The 19016-nt window shown below is 69.0% G+C and carries 17 protein-coding genes; 10 read left to right on the top strand and 7 right to left on the bottom strand.

All coding sequences use genetic code 11. The annotated features are described in order from the left end of the window. Window positions 1-95: 95 nt before the first annotated feature. The gene (locus BAU06_RS08295) at window positions 96-1823 is read left to right on the top strand and encodes an ABC transporter substrate-binding protein (protein WP_066346917.1); all 1728 of its coding nucleotides are present in this window, start codon (window positions 96-98) and stop codon (window positions 1821-1823) included. Window positions 1824-1865: 42 nt separating this feature from the next. On the opposite strand, the gene BAU06_RS08290 is transcribed toward BAU06_RS08295, so the two are convergent. Further along, window positions 1866-3449, bottom strand: a complete 1584-nt coding sequence (locus BAU06_RS08290; protein WP_066346913.1) for an aldehyde dehydrogenase (NADP(+)) — start codon at window positions 3447-3449, stop codon at window positions 1866-1868. Between the two features lie 550 nt (window positions 3450-3999). Between BAU06_RS08290 and BAU06_RS08285 the strand changes: the two genes are divergently transcribed. Beyond that, the gene (locus BAU06_RS08285) at window positions 4000-4986 is read left to right on the top strand and encodes a Bug family tripartite tricarboxylate transporter substrate binding protein (RefSeq protein ID WP_066346910.1); all 987 of its coding nucleotides are present in this window, start codon (window positions 4000-4002) and stop codon (window positions 4984-4986) included. Between the two features lie 19 nt (window positions 4987-5005). Continuing rightward, entirely contained in the window at window positions 5006-5830 is an 825-nt protein-coding gene (locus BAU06_RS08280; RefSeq protein ID WP_066346907.1) for an amidohydrolase family protein, read from the top strand. Window positions 5831-5893: 63 nt separating this feature from the next. On the opposite strand, the gene BAU06_RS08275 is transcribed toward BAU06_RS08280, so the two are convergent. From BAU06_RS08275 to BAU06_RS08265, 3 genes are all read right to left on the bottom strand, one after another. Continuing rightward, on the bottom strand, window positions 5894-6544 hold the full coding sequence (locus BAU06_RS08275) for a GntR family transcriptional regulator (RefSeq protein ID WP_066346906.1): 651 nt from the start codon (window positions 6542-6544) through the stop codon (window positions 5894-5896). After that, window positions 6535-7008, bottom strand: coding sequence for a MarR family winged helix-turn-helix transcriptional regulator (locus BAU06_RS08270; RefSeq protein ID WP_197509468.1), 474 nt, complete (start codon window positions 7006-7008; stop codon window positions 6535-6537). Before BAU06_RS08270 ends, BAU06_RS08275 begins: the two co-directional genes overlap by 10 nt. A gap of 176 nt (window positions 7009-7184) precedes the next feature. Beyond that, window positions 7185-7610: an organic hydroperoxide resistance protein gene (locus BAU06_RS08265; protein WP_066358456.1), complete on the bottom strand. Its 426-nt coding sequence runs from the start codon at window positions 7608-7610 to the stop codon at window positions 7185-7187. 201 nt (window positions 7611-7811) lie between these two features. Here BAU06_RS08265 and BAU06_RS08260 point away from each other — a divergent pair, with 201 nt between their 5' ends. Then, entirely contained in the window at window positions 7812-8123 is a 312-nt protein-coding gene (locus BAU06_RS08260; RefSeq protein WP_066668918.1) for a hypothetical protein, read from the top strand. Between the two features lie 200 nt (window positions 8124-8323). Here BAU06_RS08260 and BAU06_RS27320 read toward each other — a convergent pair whose 3' ends face one another. Continuing rightward, a complete protein-coding gene (locus tag BAU06_RS27320; protein ID WP_066346902.1) occupies window positions 8324-8569 on the bottom strand; it encodes a KGG domain-containing protein in 246 nt (81 codons plus the stop codon). Window positions 8570-8897: 328 nt separating this feature from the next. On the opposite strand from BAU06_RS27320, the gene leuS reads away from it, so the two are divergent. The 6 genes from leuS (at window position 8898) to BAU06_RS08225 (ending at window position 16987) form a co-directional block, all read left to right on the top strand. Further along, complete coding sequence (leuS, locus tag BAU06_RS08250) at window positions 8898-11561, top strand: leucine--tRNA ligase (protein ID WP_066358453.1); 2664 nt, start codon at window positions 8898-8900, stop codon at window positions 11559-11561. A gap of 11 nt (window positions 11562-11572) precedes the next feature. Next, window positions 11573-12286: an LPS-assembly lipoprotein LptE gene (locus BAU06_RS08245; protein ID WP_082988069.1), complete on the top strand. Its 714-nt coding sequence runs from the start codon at window positions 11573-11575 to the stop codon at window positions 12284-12286. Window positions 12287-12292: 6 nt separating this feature from the next. Further along, a complete protein-coding gene (holA, locus tag BAU06_RS08240; protein WP_066346899.1) occupies window positions 12293-13351 on the top strand; it encodes a DNA polymerase III subunit delta in 1059 nt (352 codons plus the stop codon). Window positions 13352-13462: 111 nt separating this feature from the next. After that, window positions 13463-14728, top strand: coding sequence for a glutamate-5-semialdehyde dehydrogenase (locus BAU06_RS08235; RefSeq protein WP_066346898.1), 1266 nt, complete (start codon window positions 13463-13465; stop codon window positions 14726-14728). Window positions 14729-14812: 84 nt separating this feature from the next. Next, window positions 14813-15235, top strand: a complete 423-nt coding sequence (locus BAU06_RS08230) for a CopD family protein (RefSeq protein WP_066346896.1) — start codon at window positions 14813-14815, stop codon at window positions 15233-15235. A gap of 21 nt (window positions 15236-15256) precedes the next feature. Next, window positions 15257-16987 (top strand): THUMP domain-containing class I SAM-dependent RNA methyltransferase, encoded by a 1731-nt coding sequence (locus tag BAU06_RS08225; RefSeq protein ID WP_082993570.1) that lies wholly within the window; start codon window positions 15257-15259, stop codon window positions 16985-16987. 40 nt (window positions 16988-17027) lie between these two features. Here the strand turns inward: BAU06_RS08225 and BAU06_RS08220 are convergent, their stop codons facing one another. Together BAU06_RS08220 and pxpB are read right to left on the bottom strand one after the other, a co-directional pair. Next, on the bottom strand, window positions 17028-18155 hold the full coding sequence (locus tag BAU06_RS08220) for a 5-oxoprolinase subunit C family protein (RefSeq protein WP_082993569.1): 1128 nt from the start codon (window positions 18153-18155) through the stop codon (window positions 17028-17030). After that, window positions 18152-18883: a 5-oxoprolinase subunit PxpB gene (gene pxpB / locus BAU06_RS08215; RefSeq protein WP_066346891.1), complete on the bottom strand. Its 732-nt coding sequence runs from the start codon at window positions 18881-18883 to the stop codon at window positions 18152-18154. Before pxpB ends, BAU06_RS08220 begins: the two co-directional genes overlap by 4 nt. Window positions 18884-19016: the final 133 nt, after the last annotated feature.

Below are 19016 nucleotides of genomic sequence, written 5' to 3'. Positions count from 1 at the left end.
CCGACGGGATCATCGCGCCTAGCGCCGCCGCCACGCGGATCGCCAGCGAGCACGCCGGGATGAACCTGGGTTTCCACACGAAAAAGCCGACAGCAATGTCGGCTTTTTTTCGTCCCTCCGCCTGGCGGGCATGGCGCCTTGCCCTGTGCGCGCTGCTGTGCGCCGGCGTGGCGCTGCTGTCCGCGCCGCCGGCCGCCGCCACCGGCGCGGCCAAGACCGCGGCGGGCGCCCGCGGTCGGCCGCCCGCGCAGCCCGCCGCGCCGCCGCCCCTGCGTATCGGCGAAATCAACACCTACAAGGCCTTGCCCGCTTTCGCGCAGCCATACCGCCAAGGCTGGATGCTGGCGCTGGAACAGATCAACGCCGAGGGCGGCGTGCTGGGCCGCAAGCTGGAGGTCCGCTCGCGCGACGACCATGGCGTGGCCGAGGATGCCGTCGCGGCGGCGCGGACGCTGGTCGAAAAGGACGGCGTGGCGGCGCTGTTCGGCGGCTATTCCTCCGAGGCCAGCCTGGCGATCTCGCGCTATGCCGATACGGACAGGGTGCCGTACCTGGCCGTGGCGCCCTTGACGCAGCGGCTGACCTGGCAGGAAGGCAACGCCTACACCTTCCGCCTGCGGCCGGGTGCCTGGATGCAGGCCGCGGCGGTGGCGCCCAAGGCGCTGGGCCTGCGCAAATTGCGCTGGGCGCTGGTCTACCAGGACACCGAGTCCGACCGGGCCACCGCGGAGGCCTTCAAGGGCCTGATGAAGACCTTCCAGTCCAAGACCGAATTCGTCGCCGAACAGGCCGTCGCGCCGGGCAGGTTCGACGCCAAGGCGACCGTGGCCGCCGTGGCCGAGGCCAGGCCCGAGGCCCTCTTCAACATGCTGACCGGCGCAGAGCTCGCCGCATTGGCACGGGCGGGCGCGGCGGCACACCTTTTCGACGGAATGGGCGTCGTTTCCCTGTTCACGGGCGACCCCGAGAACATCGCCGCGCTGGACGACGCCATCGCCAAGGACGCGCCCGCGGCCGGCGCCGGGGCGACGCCCGAGCCCGGCATACCGGACGGCTGGATCGTCACGGGATATCCCCGCGACGCGGTCGATACGCCAGAGAACCAGGCCTTTGTCCAGGCCTACCGCGAACGCTATGGCGATGCGCCCGGCATGGCCTCGGTGCTGGGCTATTCCGCCCTGCGCTCCATCGCGGAGGCACTGAAGCGCGCCGGCACGCCGGACCGCGATGCCGTGGCGGCCGCCTTCCGCCGGCTGCAGGTGCCCACGCCCTTCGGCACCATCGAATACCGGAACCTCGACCACCAGGCCACGCTGGGGATTTTCCTGGGCTACACCGGCCATGCCGACGGACGCCTGGTCATGGACCGTTTCGTCTACGCGACGGGCGCGCGCCTGCAGCCGCTGGATGAACAGATCCGCCGCCTGCGCGTGCAGGCCGGCCGGGCAAGCGCGGCGGCCGCCGGGCCCGCGCCCCTTGCCAAGCCGGTGGCTGGCGCGGCTCAAACCGATACGGCGGGATCGCCCGCAGCCGCGGGCAAGCCGGAGGCGCCTCCCACCGCGGGGCCGGCGCGTCCCGTCGTCGCGCCCGGGCGTCCGGCCACGCGGCCGGACACGGCATTGAACGCCCGCCTGAGCGCCGCGAAGCCGGGGGCCTCGCCGGCCGGCGGACCTGCGGCGCCCGCCAATCATGCCGATCCGGCCCAGGGCGGCGGAGCGGCCGCTGCCGCTCAGGCTCCCTTCGATACCTCGCGATCCACCCGGGCCGTCACACCCGCCATGGCGGACTGGCCGGACCAGGTACATCAACCCGCGGCACGCTGAGCGCCGCGCGCGATCGTCGACCGGCGCGGCGCGCCGCGACCGTCAGGGCAGCAGGCGCTTGCCGTCTTCCAGGCGCGGCACACGCGCCAGGTTTTCCGGACGCAGGGTTTCCGGCAGCAATTGCGGCGGCAGCGCCTGATAGCTGACCGGCCGCAGGAAGCGGCGGATCGCCAGGGTGCCCACGGACGTGAAGCGGCTGTCCGAGGTCGCCGGGTAGGGGCCGCCATGCACCATGGCATGCGCGACTTCCACGCCGGTGGGCCAGCCGTTGGCCAGGATGCGGCCGGCCTTGCGCTCCAGTACGGGCACCAGGGCACGCGCCTTCTCGTAATCCGGCTCGTCCAGGTGCAGGGTGACGGTCAGTTGGCCTTCGATGCGCTCGGCGACCTGCCGCATATCGTCCACCGACTTGCAGCGCACCACCATGCTGGAGGCGCCGAATACCTCCTGCTGCAGCGACTCGTGCGACAGGAAGTTGCCGATGGAGGTGGAGAACACGGCGGCGCGGCCGCGATTGGGGCCGTCGCCGGTGCCGCCGCGGGCGCACACCTGCACGCCTTCGGCCTTTTCCAGGGCCTGCACGCCTTTTTCATAGGCGCTGTGTATGCCGGGCGTCAGCATGGCGCTGGGCACATGGGCGGACAATGCCGCGTCGGCCGCCTTCAGGAAGCGGTCCAGGTCCGGGCTTTCCAGGGCCACGACGATGCCGGGATTGGTGCAGAACTGCCCCGCCCCCATGGTCAGGGAAGCGACGAATGCCTTGCCCAGTTCTTCCGCGCGCGCGGCCAGGGCCGCGGGAAAGAGGAACACCGGGTTGATGCTGCTCATTTCGGCGAACACGGGTATGGGTTCGCGCCGCTTGGACGCGATATCGACCAGGGCCAGGCCGCCGCCACGCGAGCCGGTGAATCCCACGGCCTTGATGCGCTCGTCCTGCACTAGCGCGGCGCCGGTTTCGATGCCGCCCAGCAGCAGCGAGAACACGCCCTCCGGCATGCCGCATTCGCGGGCGGCGGCCTGGATGGCGCGCCCGACCAGCTCGCCGGTGCCCGGATGCGCGGGATGGCCTTTCACCACCACCGGGCAGCCGGCGGCCAGCGCGGAGGCCGTATCGCCGCCCGCCACCGAAAAGGCCAGCGGGAAGTTGCTGGCGCCGAAGACCGCGACCGGCCCCAGGGCGATGTTGCGCAGGCGCAGGTCCGGCCGGGGCAGCGGCTGGCGATCCGGCATGGCGGGATCCACGCGCACATCCAGGAATTCGCCGGCGCGCACCACCTGCGCGAACAGCCGCAGTTGGCCGACGGTACGCGCGCGTTCGCCTTCGATGCGGGCAGGCGGCAGCGCGGTTTCGGCAACGGCGCGATCGATCAGCGGCTGCCCCAGCTGCATGATCTGCTCGCCGATGGCTTCCAGGAAGCGGGCGCGGCTTTCCAGGGACGTTTCGCGGTAGGCATCGAAGGCGGCCCAGGCCAGCGCGCAGGCCTGTTCGACCTCGGCCGGCCCGGCCTGCGCGAAGCTGGGCGACAGGGTTTCGCCCGTGGCGGGGTTGACCGCCTGGAGGCTGCGCTGGCCGTTGTCGACGGCACGCTGCCCGATAAGGATTTCGCCGGTGATGGGGGTGCTCACGTTCTCTCTCCTATGATTCTTTGAGCGACCGTCCGCCTGATTCCCCGTGCTGTTGCGCGGGTCACACGGGCGATGCGCCGCGAACCGTCCATGATACCGCTAACGTGTGACCGGACCGGGCGGTCTCCGGCTGGCGTGAAGGGATATGTCGTGCGGGAAATGGCCCGGCGATATGGCCTGGGGATATGGCCTGCCGATATGGCCTGCCGATATGGCCTGCCGATATGGCCTGCCGATATGGCCTGCCGATATGGCCTGCCGATATGGCCTGCCGATATGGCCTGCCGATATGGCCTGCCGATATGGCCTGCCGATATGGCCGGGCGATATGGCCCGGCGATATGGCGCGCAGGCGTACGGCACGGCGGGAGATGGCCCGGCGCGATCGGGCAGCCCGATGCGGGTTTGTTCTACATATTTATGTATGCAAAAATATATAAAAACGAAGATTGCATTCCCCTCCGGCGTCCCCGCACGGGCGGCGCCGGGCAGAAGAATCGAATCCCCATCCGACCATCGGCCATCCGCGGCCACCCGTAGGAGACATTCCATGAAGGCTATTCCCTCGACCAGGCGCCGATTCCTGGCGGCCGCATTCTGCGCGGCCGCGGCCATGGGCCTGCACGCCGGCGCGCAGGCGGCTTATCCGGACAAGACCGTCCGCATCATCGTGCCGTACGCGCCTGGCGGATCCGGCGACGTCTTCGCCCGCCTGATCGCGGAAAAGCTGACCACCCGCCTGGGCCAGACCTTCATCGTCGAGAACCGCCCGGGCGCGAGCGGCGCCATCGGCGCGCGCTATGTCTCCGACGCGCCGTCCGACGGCAGCATCCTGCTGCTGGGACAGACCGGCGAGATCGTCGTCACGCCGCTGCTTTCCAGCACCCTGAACTACAAACCGGAAAACCTGCTGCCCGTGGTACTGGTGGGCGATTCGCCGCTGGTACTGTCGGCCCACCCCTCGGCGCCGTTCAATACGGTGCAGGAGATGGTCGCGCAGAGCAAGCAGCGCCCGCAGGGCTACAACTACGCCTCGTCTGGCACCGGCACGCCGGGGCATCTGGCCGCCGCCGCGCTGGCGTTCAAGACCGGCGCCAAGCTGACACACGTTCCCTACAAGGGCGGCGGCGCGGCGCTGAGCGACCTGCTGGGCAATCACGTCGATATGTTCTTCTCCGGCGCGCCGGGCGTGCTGCCGCACTTCAAGAGCGGCACGCTCAAGCCGATCGCCGTGTCCACGCTGGAGCGTTCGCCGGCCCTGCCCAAGGTACCCACGGTGGCGGAGTCTGGCCTGCCGGGCTTTTCCTTCAGCCTGTGGGGCGGATTGTTCGCGCCCAAGGGCACGCCGGCCGACATCGTCCAGAAGCTGAATACCGAGGTCAACGCCATCATCGCCGATCCGGAAACCAAGCAAAGGCTGGAGGCCGAAGGCGCCGTGATAAAGCCCAACAGCGTCGAACAGTTCACGCAATTCCTGGCGGCCGAACGCACGCGCTACCAGGAGATCATCAAGGAAACCGGCGTCAAGCTGGACTGACGCCACGGAGCCCCCGCGCATGACGCCCCCCGCCCTTCCCGCCTGGGATTGCCACACCCACGTCTTCGACGACGCCACGCGCAGGCCCGTGGTGCCCGGTTCCCATTACATTCCCCCCGTGCGCACCTGGCAGGACTTGTCGCGCACCGGCGCCCCGCACGGCATCGAGCGCTTCGTGCTGGTCCAGCCCAGCGTCTATGGCACCGACAACAGCCTGCTGCTGGAGACCCTGCGAGAATCCGCGGGCCGCGCGCGCGGCGTGCTGGTGGTGCCGGACGAGACGACAGAGGCCGAACTGCTGGCGTGGCGCGAACAGGGCGCGCGCGGTGTCCGCTTCAACGCTGTCTCGGGCAGCGGCAACGGGATGGCCGGCTATACCCGCCTGGCGCCGCGCCTGCGCGCCGCCGGCTGGCACGCGCAATTCTTTGTCGCGCCGCAGGCCTTGCAGGGCGTCCACGAGGCCATCCGCGCCGGAGACGGCCCCGACGTCGTGGTGGACCACCTGGGCGGCGCGGCCAATGGCGCGGAATATGCCTCGATCCGGGAGGCGGTCTTCCGCCTGCTGGATACGGGGCGGGTCTGGCTCAAGGCCTCGGGCTTCTATCGCTATGGCTACCCGGTGGCGGCCTGGGCGGAGCGCTTCGGCGAGCTGTTGCGCGAACTCGCGCGGCGCTATCCCGAGCGCGTGGTCTGGGCCTCGGACTGGCCGCACACCTGGTTTTTCGATCCCGCGCACGGGACAGCCATGCCTTATGGGGACCTGGTCGGCCTGCTGCGCGATTCGGTCGGCGATGCGGATTTCCAGCGCATCCTGCGGCAGAACCCGCGCGCCCTGTACGACTGAGCCGCGGCCGGGCCGCGGCCCGCATGCCGGAACGGCCACGGCCCATCCAGGCGTGCGGAGCGCCTACTGCCCCGTGGATTGCTTCGCGCGCAGGATCTTCAAGCGCTCCAGCAGAGCGTTGCGGATATGCTCGCGCGCCATCTGTTCCGCGCGTGCCGGATCGCCGTCCCGGATGGCTTCGTAAATGGCACGGTGTTCGCCATGCGCGGCATCCGGCCGTCCCGGCATTTCCAGCGTGCTGCGTCCCAGCAGATAAGTGGAGTCCGTCAGCGATTGCAGGGCGCGGATCAGGAATTTGTTGTGGGCGGCGCCATAGATGGACTGATGGAAGGCCAGGTTGGCGGCGACGGGATCGCCGCCCCGCTGGCCCTCTTCCAGGATGTGCGCCATGTTGTCGATCTCGGCCTCGCTGGCATGCTTGGCGGCGAAACGCGCCGCGCCGCCTTCCAGCAATTCACGCATGGCATAGAGCTCGGTGACGGACTGCTGGTCCAGCGACGTCACCACCAGGCCGCGGCGCGGTTCGTGGGTCAGCAGGCCTTCGTCCTCCAGGCGCTTGAGGGCCTCGCGCACGGGCGTGCGGCCCATATTGAGAAGCTCCGCCACCTCGATTTCGCGCAGCCGGTCGCTGGCGCCGAAGAAGCCCATCAGAATGCGTTTCTTCAACTCCTGGTATGCCAGGTTGGCCTGGGTGTTCTGCTTCGCTATGGGCATATCGATTCCTGCAGGGCCGCGCGCAATGCATCGAGCCGCTTGATCATGGCGGCGGCCTCCGCCGCGCTGCATCCCACGGCGCCCGCCACCCCATGCGGAACGGCGCGCGCCTTGGCCTTCAACTGCCGCCCCGCGTCCGTCAAGGACACGATGACCTGCCGCTCGTCGCGCGCGGCACGGGCCCGTTGCACCAATCCGGCCGCTTCCAGGCGTTTGAGCAGGGGCGTCAGCGTGGCGCTGTCCAGGAACAGGCGCTCGCCGATGGCGGACACGGTCAGGCCGTCCTGCTCCCATAGCACGAGCATGACCAGGTATTGCGGATAAGTCAGGTCCAGGCCGGACAGCAGTTTGCGATAGACCTTGCTCATTGCCAGGCTGGTGGAATACAGCGCGAAGCAAAGCTGGTTTTCCAGGAGCAAGGCGGCGTCGCCGCGCGGTGAAGAAGGATGGGACATGGCGGACATATTAAATCGTGCGCGATTCATGTGCCAGCGGCGGGCCGCGGACGCGCGAACGCCCGCGACGTGCGCACGGCAGCCGGCCCTGGGGACGCGCGGCACATCGTCTATGCGAGGGCCGCGTGCCGCCAGGGCCGGTCGGTGCCAGGCCGGCCCGGCGACGCCGGCGCGGCCCGGGATTTTTAAACCAGCGTCAAGGTCACATCGATATTGCCGCGCGTCGCATTGGAGTACGGGCAAACGATATGGGCCTTGTCCACCAGTTGGCGCGCTTGCGCCGGGTCCAGCCCCGGAATGGAGATGCGCAGCTCGACTTCGATGCCGAAGCCCGTCGGGATGGCGCCGATGCCCACCGAGCCGGTGATGCTGGTTTCCGCCGGCAGGGCCACCTTCTCCTTGCCCGCCACGAACTTCAGCGCCCCCAGAAAGCAGGCCGAATAGCCCGCGGCGAACAGCTGTTCCGGATTGGTGCCCGGGCCGCCGGCGCCACCGAGTTCGCGCGGGGTGCTGAGCTGGATATCCAGCACGCCGTCGGAGGAACGGGCACGCCCGTCACGGCCGCCGTTGGCGGTGGCTTGGGCACGGTAAAGCACTTTTTCGATAGACATGGCGAACTCCTTGCAGGTCGTTGGGCCGCGCCGGATGGCCGCGGGCCGGTTGGGATTCATCGGCGCATCGGGCGCCTGGAAGGAATATTAAATCGCACACAATTTAATTGCAAGCGATTTATTTGGCCTTGTGCCACGCCGGGTATGGCGGTTGCCAGGGAAACCGCACTGCCCGCCCATGGGCGCACAGACTCGGATATCGTGGAAAACTGGAAAACGACCCAACTTACGCTGATCCTGCGCGAAGCCGGCCAACCCGAACGCACCGTCGAAGTTCCCTGCGCGTCGGTCGCCTGGCAATCGCCCAGCGATGTCCCGCCGTCGCGCGACGACGGCACCGCGCCGGGGTACCTGCTGGCAAGCGGGGTCGATATCGCGCCGCTGTCCGACTTCTCATGGACGCCGACGCACGTCCGGTTCCAGGCCGAAGGCTACATGGAGGCACGAGAATTCGCCATCAGCGGCTTCGAAGCCGACCCCGGCGCCCGCACCTTGAAGCTGCCTATTCCTTGATGCCCGGAAGCTGGGTCGCCTATGCCCGGAAGCTGGGTCGCCTATGCCCGGAAGCTGGGTCGCCCATGCCCGGAAGCTGGCCCCTATGCCCGGAAGCCGGGTCGCCTATGCCCGGAACGCGCCGGCGGGGCGCGGGAAAGGACACGGGCCCCGGCCGGACCGGGACCTCGCGTGCAAGAAGGGCGCGGTCCGACCGGATTTCAACGGTCCTCGCCCTGCGTGGCCGTCGTGGCCGCCGGCTCGGAAGGCGCGGCGGACTGGGCCTGGCGGGCGGCATGGCGTTTCGTCGCCGCTGCCCGGGCTTCTTGGGAAGTGAAGCGGTGCGCCTTGCCCAGACGATGGGCCGCGCGGCCGCCTTGCGCCGCGATTTCACGCTGGAACTCGGGACCCATGGCGGCGAAGCCCCTGGGTTTGCGGCGCTCTTTAGGATCCTGGTTGTCGGTCATATCTAACCCCCTTGCTGGTGGTGGTGGAACCAAAGACGGAAGCCGGCGGGGCGCAATGCGCATGCCCGCGGCATGGGCGGAACAGCGCCGGGGCCGCAATGATCAGCACCGGTTACCGCTGTTGTAGAAGGTGCCGCCATCGCTTTCGCGACGAGGGCTGGCTCGCCCCCGGTCAGCAACTATTACGCCCGGCACGGGGGGCTGGAGCCGCGGCGCGCCTCGCTGCCGCACTGCACCCCCATGGCAGAACCTATAATCACCTGTTTTGACCGCCCCCCTTGCGCCGGTGGGCCGGCCCTTTTTCGTCATCGAATCCCTTATCCAGCCCATGCAGGAACGCTACAACCCCAACGCCGTCGAAGCCGCCGCCCAGGACGTCTGGCGACGCAGCGACGCCTATCGCGTCAGCGAACACGCCCGCAACGCCAGCGGCGCCGAAAAGCCGAAGTTCTACGCGTGTTCCATGCTGCCGTATCCCAGCGGCAAATTGCACATGGGCCATGTCCGCAACTACACCATCAACGACATGATGGCGCGGCAGCTGCGCATGCGCGGCTACAACGTGCTGATGCCCATGGGCTGGGACGCCTTCGGCATGCCGGCCGAAAACGCCGCCATCAAGTCCAAGGTGCCGCCGGCCAAATGGACCTACGACAACATCGCCTACATGAAGAAGCAGATGCAGGCGATGGGGCTGGCCATCGACTGGTCGCGCGAGATGAGCGCCTGCGACCCGGCCTACTACAAGTGGAACCAGTGGCTGTTCCTGAAGATGCTGGAAAAAGGCATCGCCTACCGCAAGACGCAGGTGGTCAACTGGGATCCGGTGGACCAGACCGTGCTGGCCAACGAGCAGGTCATCGACGGCCGCGGCTGGCGTTCCGGCGCGCTGGTGGAAAAGCGTGAAATCCCGGGCTACTACCTGCGCATAACGGATTACGCCGAAGAGCTGCTGGAGCAGGTCAAGAACGGCCTGCCGGGCTGGCCGGAACGCGTGCGCCTGATGCAGGAAAACTGGATAGGCAAGAGCGAAGGCGTTCGCTTCGCCTTCCCGCACGACATCCGCGACGAATCCGGCCGCCTCGTGCAGGACGGCAAGCTGTATGTGTTCACCACGCGCGCGGACACCATCATGGGCGTGACCTTCTGCGCCGTGGCGCCGGAACACCCGCTCGCCACCCTGGCCGCCCGGGACAACCCGGGGCTGGCCGAGTTCATCGAACGCTGCAAGCTGGGCGGCACCACCGAGGCCGAACTCGCCACGCGCGAAAAAGAAGGCCTGCCCACGGGCCTGACCGTGACGCATCCCCTGACCGGACAGCCGGTGGATGTCTGGGTCGGCAACTACGTGCTCATGAGCTATGGCGACGGCGCCGTCATGGGCGTGCCCGCCCACGACGAACGGGACTTCGCCTTCGCGCGCAAGTACGGGCTGCCGATCCGCCAGGTGGTCGATGTACCGGGCAAGACATACGCCACCGATGCCTGGCAGGAGTGGTACGCCGACAAGCAGAACGGCCGCCTGGTCCATTCCGGCAAGTACGACGGCCTGAGCAGCAAGGACGCCGTCGGCGCCATCGCGGCCGACCTGGCCGCCCTGGGCCTGGGCGAAAAACAGACCACCTGGCGCCTGCGCGACTGGGGCATTTCGCGCCAGCGCTACTGGGGCACCCCCATCCCCATCATCCATTGCGGCGACTGCGGCCCGGTGCCGGTGCCGGAACAGGACCTGCCCGTCGTGCTGCCCGAGGACCTGATCCCGGACGGCACGGGCAACCCCCTGGCCAAGAACGAAGCCTTCCTGTCCTGCGCCTGCCCCAAGTGCGGCAAGCCGGCGCGGCGCGAGACGGACACCATGGATACCTTCGTCGACTCCGCCTGGTATTTCATGCGCTATACCTCGCCCGGCAACGACGGCGCGATGGTGGATGCCCGCAACGATTACTGGATGCCGATGGACCAGTACATCGGCGGCATCGAGCACGCGGTGCTGCACCTGCTGTATGCGCGCTTCTGGACCAAGGTCATGCGCGACCTGGGACTGCTCAAGTTCGATGAACCGTTCACGCGCCTGCTGTGCCAGGGCATGGTGCTGAATCACATCTACTCGCGCAAGACCGAGCACGGCGGCATCGAATACTTCTGGCCCGACGAGGTCGAAAACGTCTACGACGCCAAGGGCGCCATCGTGGGCGCCCGGCGCAAATCCGACGGCACCGAAGTGCACTACGGCGGCGTCGGCACCATGTCCAAGTCCAAGAACAACGGCGTCGATCCGCAATCGCTGATCGATACGCTGGGCGCGGACACCGCCCGGCTGTTCGTGATGTTCGCCAGCCCGCCCGAACAGACGCTGGAGTGGTCGGACTCCGGGGTGGAAGGCGCCAACCGCTTCCTGCGACGCCTGTGGTCCCATGGCTGGTCCCAGCGCGATGCCGTCGCCGCCGGCCTGGCCGCGCGCGACGTGGACTGGCGCGGCGCGCCCGCCGCCGCCAAGGACCTGCGCCGCGAAATCCACACGCTGCTCAAGCAAGCCGACTACGACTACGAGCGCATCCAGTACAACACGGTGGTGTCGGCCTGCATGAAAATGCTGAACGCCATCGAGAATGCCGAGCTCCCGGCCGCCGATGCGGCCGCGGACGCCGCGCGCGCGGAATGCCTGGGCGTCCTGCTGCGCGTCCTGTACCCCGTCGTGCCGCACATCACCTGGCAGCTCTGGAACGACCTGGGCTACGCGGACGTCTACGGCGACCTGCTCGATGCGCCCTGGCCGCAGGTCGACGAAGCCGCCCTGGTCGCCGACGAGATCGAGCTGATGCTGCAGGTCAACGGCAAGCTGCGCGGCGCGGTGCGCGTCGCCGCGCAAGCCACGCGCGAACAGATCGAGACGCAGGCCGCCGCGCACGAAGCGGTGGCGCGATTCCTGGAAGGCCGGCCGCCCAAGCGCGTCATCGTGGTGCCGGGCAAACTGGTCAACGTCGTAGGTTAATGAGGTACCGCATGAATTTCGCCAGGCAAGGAAACCGCCCGGTGGGCGTGGCAGGACGCGGCCAGGGCTGGAACGGCTATCGCGGCGGCTTGCGCGTCGCCAGCCTGGCGCTGCTGCTGTTGTTGTCGGCCTGCGGTTTCCAGATGCGCGGCACCACCCCGCTGCCCTTCGATTCGCTGTATGTCGGCATTCCGCCGAACTCGCGCTTCGGCGCGGAAGTGCGCCGGGCCATCGAAGCGGCCTCGCCGGACACCAAGCTGGTGGCGGCGCCCAAAGAGGCGGAAGCGCAGCTGCAGCAGATCCGCAATTCCCGCTCCATGCGTGAAGTCTCCCTCAACGCCCAGGGCCGGGTCGAGGAATACGAACTGGGCCTGGTGTTCACTTTCCGCGTGATCGACAGCAAGGGCCGCGCCCTGCTGCCGGACACGACGCTGGAAACCTACCGGGAGATGCCCTACAACGACCAGGTCGTGCAGGCCAAGGAAGGCCAGGCCGAAAGCCTGTACCGCAACATGGAGCAAAGCCTGGTCAGCCGCATCGTGCGCCGCCTGACGGCGCCGGACGTGCGCCTTGCCGCCCAAAGACTGGAACACGCCAAGCCGGGCGAGGACACGGGCCCGGTGTACGACACCGCGCCTCCCCCGCAGCAGTCCGACCGCCTGCCCTGGAACCGTCCCAGCATCACCAACGGCCCGCCCAGCCCCGACGACGATATGCAGTACTGATCGCCCATGGCCCAGCCCCTGGATGCGGACCGCTTCGCCGACCACCTGCGGCGCGCAGGCGGCAAGTTGTCGCCCCTGTACACCATCAGCGGCGACGAACCCCTGCTGGTGACCGAAGCCATGGACGCGCTGCGCGCCGCCGCGCGCGCGGCCGGCTACACGGAGCGCACTTCCATGGTGATGGACGCGCGCAGCGACTGGAGCGCGGTGGTCGCCGCCACGCAGACCGTATCGCTGTTCGGCGACCGCCGCCTGCTGGAACTCAAGATCCCCACCGGCAAGCCCGGCAAGGCCGGCGCCGACATGCTGGCCCGGCTGGCCGAACAGGCGGACCCCGGCGGCGGCGATCCCGACACCATCATCGCCGTCGGCCTGCCGCGGCTGGACAAGGCCACCCGGGAAAGCCGCTGGATGGCGGCCCTGTCCCGCGGCACCGTGGTCGACATCCCCAATATCGAACGCGGCCGCCTGCCAGCGTGGATAGGCGAACGGCTGGCACGCCAGAACCAGCGGGCCGATGCCGCCACCCTGCAATGGATGGCAGACAAGGTCGAAGGCAATCTGCTGGCGGCGCACCAGGAAATCCAGAAACTGGGCCTGCTGTATCCCGAGGGCGCGCTGGAGGCCGAGGCCGTCGAACGCGCGGTACTGAACGTCGCGCGCTATGACGTCTTCGGACTGCGCGACGCCATGCTGGCCGGCGACGTCGGCCGCACGGTACGGATGCTCGATGGCCTGCGCGCGGAAGGCGAAGCCCTGCCCCTGGTGCTGTGGGCGGTGGGCGAAGAAATTCGCGTCCTGGCCCGTGTCGCCCAGGCCCGCGCCAGCGGACAGGACAGCGGCGCGGTCATGCGGCGCCTGCGCATCTTCGGCGCGCACGAACGCCTGGCGCTGCAGGCCCTGTCGCGTGTCCCGGCGCGCGCCTGGCCGGCCGCCGTGCAGCACGCCCACGATGTAGATCGCATCATCAAGGGCCTGGCGGTGCCTGGCCGGCTGTCCGATCCTTGGGAAGAAATGACCCGACTGGCCCTGCGCGTCGCCGCCGCGGGCCGGCGCGAGTCCTGAGGCGCCCGCAGGCCAGCCGACGCACGCGGCAGCCGGCGCGTGAACGGATACACTAGCAAGTTCCCCGCGGATGCCGAAACGCCTGCGTCCCGGATCGACATACCGACTGCCATGTCCACGCAAAACGTAGAACTTGCCATGCTCGCCCTGGGCGAGAACGCCCGGCGCGCCGCGCGCGAGATGATGCGCGCCAGCGGCGCGGCGAAAGCGCGCGCCCTGACGGCCATGGCCGACGCCATCGCCGACGGCCGCGACAGCCTGAAATCCGCCAACCGCCAGGACATCGATGCCGCGCGCGAGACGGGCCTGAGCCCGGCGCTGCTGGATCGACTTGCCCTCTCCGACAAAACGCTGGACCTGATGGCGGACGGCCTGCGCCAGGTCGCCGCGCTGCCGGATCCGGTCGGCAGCATCGGCCCCACCAGCGTGCGCCCCAACGGCATGCGCGTGGCGCAGATGCGCGTGCCGCTGGGCGTCATCGGCATCATCTACGAATCCCGTCCCAACGTGACCATCGACGCGGCGGCCCTGTGCCTGAAATCGGGCAATGCGGCCATCCTGCGCGGCGGCAGCGAAGCGCTGCGTTCCAATCTGGCGCTCGCCGCCATCGTGCGCCACGGCCTGGAGACCGCCGGCCTGCCCGCCCATGCGGTCCAGGTGGTGGACACCGCCGATCGCGCGGCGGTGGGCAAGCTCATCACCATGACGGAACATGTCGACGTCATCGTGCCGCGCGGCGGCAAGAGCCTGATCCAGCGGGTCAGCGCCGAAGCGCGCGTGCCCGTCATCAAGCACCTGGACGGCAATTGCCACGTCTATATCGATGCCGCGGCGGATGCCCGAAAGGCCCATGCCATCGCCTACAACGCCAAGACCTACCGCTACGGCGTGTGCGGCTCGATGGAGACGCTGCTGGTGCATGGCGCGGTCGCCGGCGCCATCCTGCCCCGCTTGGCGGACGCCTACATCGCCCATGGCGTGGAGCTGCGAGGCTGCCCGCGCACACGCGAACTGGTGCCGGCCGCCAAGCCCGCCACGGACGCCGACTGGGCCGAGGAATTCCTGGGGCCCATCCTGGCCGTGCGCATCGTCGACAGCCTGGACGAGGCCATCGAGCACATCGGACGCTGGGGCTCCGGCCATACCGACGCCATCGTCACCGAAGACCTGGGCGCGGCGCAGCGCTTCCAGCGCGAGGTCGACTCCAGCTCCGTCTATGTGAATCTGCCCACCGTGTTCGCCGACGGCTACGAGTACGGCCTGGGATCCGAGATCGGCATCTCCACCAACCGCCTGCACGCCCGCGGGCCGGTGGGGCTGGAGGGCCTGACCACCTATAAGTGGGTGCTGACGGGCGAAGGGCAGTTGCGCGGCTGACCCCGGCGGCCGGGGAATGGGCATGCGGGCGTGCCAGCCCGCTGCCCTACCCTACAATGCCTCTTTTTTCCGAGGTAACGGCCCATGCTCTGGATCAAGACCCTGCACATCGTCTTCATCGCCGCCTGGTTCGCCGGCTTGTTCTACCTGCCGCGCATCTATGTGAACCTGGCGCAGCAGGACGAGCCGGCGGTCCGCGCGGTACTGCTCGGCATGGCGCGGCGCCTGTTCCGCTTTACCACGCTGCTGGCCGTCATCGCCGTCGTTTTCGGGCTGTGGCTGTATATCGGCTACGGCATCGGCATGGGACCGGGCAACGGCTGGATGCACGCCAAGCTGTTCTTCGTGCTGTTGATCATCGGCTACCATCACGCCTGTGGCGTCATGCTGCGCAAATTCGAGCAAGGCCGCAACACGCGCACGCACACCTTCTACCGCTGGTTCAACGAAATATCCGTGCTGCTGCTCTTCATCGTGGTGGCGCTGGTCGTGGTCAAGCCTTTCTAGACTCCTGGATTTTCCCGCTACATGTCCGTCGACGATCCCGATCGCCCGCGCAAAACGCTGACCCTGGGCAAGCGCGCCGGCGCTGCCGCGCCCGCGCCGGATGCCGCCAAGCGCAAACGCAGCGGCAGCCGCGCGCGCCTGGTGGCGCAGCAGGAAAAAGAGCGCGAGAAAGCCCGCTCGCAGGACGAGCCCGCGGCCCCCACTGCCCGCAACGGCGACCGCTCCCGTGACCGCGGCCGGCCGGGCGCCGCCGCCCCGCGGCACGCGGGCCGCGGCGCCGCGGCAGCGGGCGGTTCGGCCCGTCCTGCCCGGGACAGGTCGGTCACAGGCACGCGCGTAAAGGACGAAACGGCAAGCCGGTCATTTCCGGCGACGCGCGCCAACCAACGAGACGAGGCGTCGCCGGACGCGGCGCCAATCGCCGACCATCGCGACGGCCCCGATGCCTACGACGTGGAATATACCGACCGTCCGCGCAAGCGCGGGCGGGAGGGCGGCCAGCGCGACACCGGACCGCGCGCCGGCGAACGGTTCCAGGTCTTCGCGCCCTGTCCCCAGGGACTGGAGGAAGTGCTCGCCATCGAGATGCAGGCACTGGGCTTCGCGGACGCCCGCATCGGCCGGGCGGGCGTCCATTTCAGCGCCGACTGGACCGGCGTGCAGCACGCCAATCTGTATTCGCGCCTGGCGACCCGGGTGCTGGTGCAGGTCGCGCAGGGCCCCGTGCAGGAAGAAAACGATCTGCTGGACCTGGCCTATGCCACGCAGTGGGAACGCTGGTTCGGCGCGGAACGCTCGCTGCGCGTGGATACCTCGGCCATCAAAAGCCCCATGCGCAGCCTGCAATACTGCAATCTGCGGGTCAAGGACGGCATCTGCGACCGCCTGCTGGACCGTGAAGGCGCGCGCCCCGATATCGACACCGTGCGGCCGGACGCGCGGGTGCACGCCTTCCTGACCAGCGATACCGCCACGCTGTACCTGGATACCAGCGGCGAATCGCTGTTCAAGCGCGGATGGCGGCTGGACAAGGGCGAGGCCCCCCTGCGCGAGAACCTGGCGGCCGGCATGCTGGCCTTGGCCGGCTGGGATCCGGCGGCGCCGCTGCTCGACCCTTTCTGCGGCAGCGGCACCATACTGATCGAAGCCGCCTGGGTCGCCCTGGGCGTCCCGCCGGGCATTGCCCGCCCGTTCTCCTTCGAGCGCCTGCGCGGACACGACGCGCGACGCTGGCAGGACCTGAAGGACGACGCGCGGGCGCGTATCCGCCCGCGCCTGGACACGCCGCTGTTCGGCTACGACATCGACCCGGCCGCCATCGACCATGCGCGGCGCAACGCCGAACGCGCGTGGCTCACCGAAGACAGCATCCAGTTCCAGGTCGCTGACGCCCGCACGCTGCAGGCGCCGGTCGACCGCGGCTGGATCGTTACCAACCCCCCGTACGGCGAACGGATGCAGGCCGGCCAGGACGAGGACCTGTGGCGCGATTGGGCGGCCTGCCTGAAACGGAACTTCTCGGGATGGCAGGTCCATGCGATCTCCAGCGATCTGACGCTGCCCCAGAAAATGCGCCTGAAGCCCCTGCGCCGCATTCCCTTGCACAACGGCCCGCTGGATTGCCGCCTGTTCGGCTTCGAGCTGGTCAGCGCCGGCTACCGCGACAAACGCGCCCACCACGACGGCGGTACGCACCGCGGCCAGGACGACGCCGATGCGCCGGGGGATGCCGACGAGGCCGGGCAGGACTGAGCCGCCGCGGCGCGGCCGGCGCGGCGCGGCCGGCGCGGCGCTATGCCGCCGGCCGCGACCCGGGATCGGCGGCCCCGGGGTCGGCCGGCCCACGATCGGCCGGACACGGGTCGCCAGCCTCAGGGTCGCCGGCGCGGAAGTCGTCATGCCCGGGATCCCGCACCTGTCGGCCGTGCGGCGCCGCCTGCATGGCCCGCGCCACCAGGGCGCGCAGTTCCGCCAGCCGGTCTTCCCGCTGCAGATACAGGGCCTGCGCCTGCGCCAGCGTGATCGGGGCGAACCGCACCGTATCCCCGGGCAGCGCCTGTGCCAGCCTCGGCAGATCGACACTGGCCACATAGGCGATCTTGGGATAACCGCCGGCGCTCTGGCGATCCGCCATCAACACAATGGGATTACCGTCCGGCGGCACCTGCACGGTGCCGAAGGAAACCGCCTCGGAGACCATCTCCAGCGGCTGCGCCAGCATGAGGCGCGGCCCGGCCAGGCGGTACCCCATGCGGTCGGAGCGGTTGTCGATCTGAAATGGCTGCTCGACGAATGCCTGCCGTGCCTGTGCGGTAAAGGCATGCCACTGCGGTCCGGGTACCACCCGCAGGATGCCCGCGTCGCCATCCGGGGCCGCTATCGCGAACTGGGCGGCGGAAACGAAAGGCGTCCCGCACTGGACCAGCAGCCGCATGGCCCCGGGATATCCGGCGTCCGCCGGCTGCAGCGGCAGGCGATCGCCCCGTGCCAGCGCACGCCCCTGGAAGCCGCCGTAGCCGCCACGCAGGAAGGTGCTGCGGCTGCCCATCACCGCCGGCACGTCGAAACCGCCACGCACCGCCAGGTACAACCGCGCGCCACGTCGGCGCTCGCCGCAGGCAAGGGTTGCGCCGCCGCGAACCAGCAGGGGCTGGTCCAGCGGGACCAGCATGCCATCGATACGCGCCTGCATGTCGGCCCCCGACAACGCGATCAGGCGATCGCGCGTGAACCGCAGGGTCGGGCCGGTCAAGGTGCATTCCAGCGTGGCCTGGTCTTCCGGATTGCCGACCAGGACGTTGGCGAGGCGGTGCGACCATTCGTCCATGACCCCGTTCACGGGGACGCCATAGCGTTGCTGCCCATAGCGCCCCAGATCCTGCAACTGGGACAAGGCGCCGGGTTTCAATACCCGTATCATCGGCGGGCCTCGTACAGGCGGTCGAATTCGGCGGGGGAAATCGGCACGAAGCGCAGGCGGTCGCCCAACCGCAGCCGTACCGGCGGGTCCCGCTCCAGATCGAACAGATTCCAGGGCGTGCGGCCGATCAGGTTCCAGCCGCCCGGCATGGCCAGTTGGTAAATCATGGACAACCCGTTGGCGATCGCCACCGAGCCGGCGGGCACCTCCGTACGGGGAGTGGCGCGGCGCGGCACCGCCAGGCGCGGATCCAGCCCACCGGCGAAAGGGGCCCCCGGCGCGAAGAAAAACGTGTAGATCACCAGCGGAGAGGCACCGTGCAGGGCAATGACTTCGGCGGTGCTCAAGCCGCAACGCCGGGCGACCTCGTCCAGGTCGGGACCGTGGACGCCGCCATAGCAGGCCGGGATCTCCACGACCCGGGATTCCCCGAGGATATCCGGGACACCCCGGCGCAAGCGCTCCCGCAGGATGGCGGACAGGCACTCGAAGGGCGTGCCCGCCTGGCCCGCATAAGCCTGCGGCAGGTAGTGCAAGGCGACGGTGGTGAAGGCCGGCACCACGTCTATTACGCCTGGCGGCGGTTCCGCGAGCAGATCGGCCGCCAAGGCCTGCACCGCGCGATTGGTACGGGCGTCGACCTCGTCTCCCAGGGTGACGAGCAGACAGCGGTCTCCCACGGGATCGATACGCCAGTCGGGGACGGGTTCGGTGGCCGGGCTCTCCATCCGGCCATTGTAGAGGTCACCCTGGCTCACTATGACCCCCTTTTGCCAGCCCGGCGCCACACCGCGGCCAAGATGCCGTACTTGTGGTTTTTTTACGACTTGCGGAATCTAGGGTTAACCCCTAAAATTCGGG

This window comes from Bordetella bronchialis (genome assembly GCF_001676705.1).
GTDB lineage: Bacteria > Pseudomonadota > Gammaproteobacteria > Burkholderiales > Burkholderiaceae_B > Bordetella_C > Bordetella_C bronchialis.
This window is presented reverse-complemented; position numbering and strand designations above follow the sequence as displayed.